Origin of the sequence: Bergeriella denitrificans NBRC 102155, assembly GCF_001592185.1 — a bacterium.
In the GTDB taxonomy this organism is placed as follows: Bacteria; Pseudomonadota; Gammaproteobacteria; order Burkholderiales; family Neisseriaceae; genus Neisseria; species Neisseria denitrificans.
The window spans coordinates 1-1412 of the sequence record NZ_BCWL01000318.1; the positions used below are offsets into that span (position 1 = coordinate 1).

1 protein-coding gene is annotated in these 1412 nt (G+C 55.0%); it reads left to right on the plus strand.

The window, feature by feature from the left end; all coding sequences use genetic code 11:
- Window positions 1-29 precede the first annotated feature (29 nt).
- Window positions 30-1328, plus strand: a complete 1299-nt coding sequence (gene tyrS / locus BDE01S_RS10520; protein ID WP_066081322.1) for a tyrosine--tRNA ligase — start codon at window positions 30-32, stop codon at window positions 1326-1328.
- Window positions 1329-1412: the final 84 nt, after the last annotated feature.

Sequence of the window (1412 nt, forward strand, 5' to 3'; positions counted from 1 at the left end):
AATAATTTAATTAAGTTTGGTTATAAAAAATGACTTCCATCATCCAAGACCTCCAATCCCGCGGCCTGATCGCGCAAACCACCGACATCGAAGCGCTTGACGCTTTGCTCAACGAACAGAAAATCGCGCTTTACTGCGGCTTCGACCCCACTGCCGACAGTCTGCACATCGGCCATCTGCTGCCGGTTTTAGCCTTGCGCCGTTTCCAGCAGGCGGGGCATACGCCGATTGCGCTGGTGGGCGGGGCAACCGGTATGATCGGCGATCCGAGCTTCAAAGCGGTGGAGCGCAGCCTGAATACGCCGGAGACGGTAGCGGGCTGGGTGGAGAGTATCCGCAAGCAGCTTGAGCCGTTTTTGAGCTTCGAGGGGGATAATGCGGCGGTGATGGCCAATAATGCCGACTGGTTCGGCGGCATGAACTGCCTGGATTTCCTGCGCGACATCGGCAAGCATTTTTCCGTGAACGCGATGTTGAACAAGGAATCGGTCAAGCAGCGTATTGACCGCGACGATGTGGGCATTTCGTTTACCGAGTTTGCCTACACCCTTTTGCAAAGCTACGACTTTGCCGAGTTGAACAAACGCCACGGCGCGATGCTGCAAATCGGCGGCTCCGACCAATGGGGCAATATTACCAACGGTATCGATCTGACCCGCCGCCTGAACCAAAAACAGGTATTCGGCCTGACCCTGCCGCTGGTGACCAAATCCGACGGCACCAAATTCGGCAAAACCGAAGGCGGCGCTGTATGGCTCAATGCCAAGAAAACTTCGCCGTACCAGTTTTACCAATTCTGGTTGAAGGTGGCCGATGCCGATGTGTATAAGTTCCTGAAATTCTTTACCTTCCTGAGCGTTGAAGACATCGATGCGATTGAAGCGAAAGACCAAGCCAGCGGCACCAAGCCCGAAGCGCAGCGCATTCTGGCCGAAGAAATGACCCGCCTGATTCACGGCGAAGCGGCTTTGGAAGCGGCGCAACGCATTTCTGCCAGCCTGTTTGCCGAAGACCAGAGCAATCTGACCGAAGCCGACTTCGAACAGCTCGCGCTCGACGGCCTGCCCGCGTTTAAAGTATCGGGCCGTCTGAATGTGGTGGAAGCACTGATTACCGTGCAACTGGCGTCTTCCAATAAAGAAGCGCGCGGTTTCGTGAGCAGCAAGGCGGTGGTGTTGAACGGCCAAGCCGCCGAGGCCAACAACCCCGACCATGCGCCGGAAAAACCCGATGATGCGTATCTTTTGACCGATGAACACAAACGCTTCGGCAAATACACCATCGTGCGCCGAGGCAAGCGCAACCATGCTTTGCTGGTGTGGGAATAACGGGATATAAGCTGTGAAAAAAGCCGTCTGAAAATGTCGATTTTCAGACGGCTTTTGCTAAGCTCAGGCCGTCTGAAAACCTGA

Excerpts from the sequence above, each read along its gene's own strand:
- tyrS (WP_066081322.1), top strand. The coding sequence starts at position 30 with ATGACTTCCATCATCCAAGACCTCCAATCCCGCGGCCTGATCGCGCAA.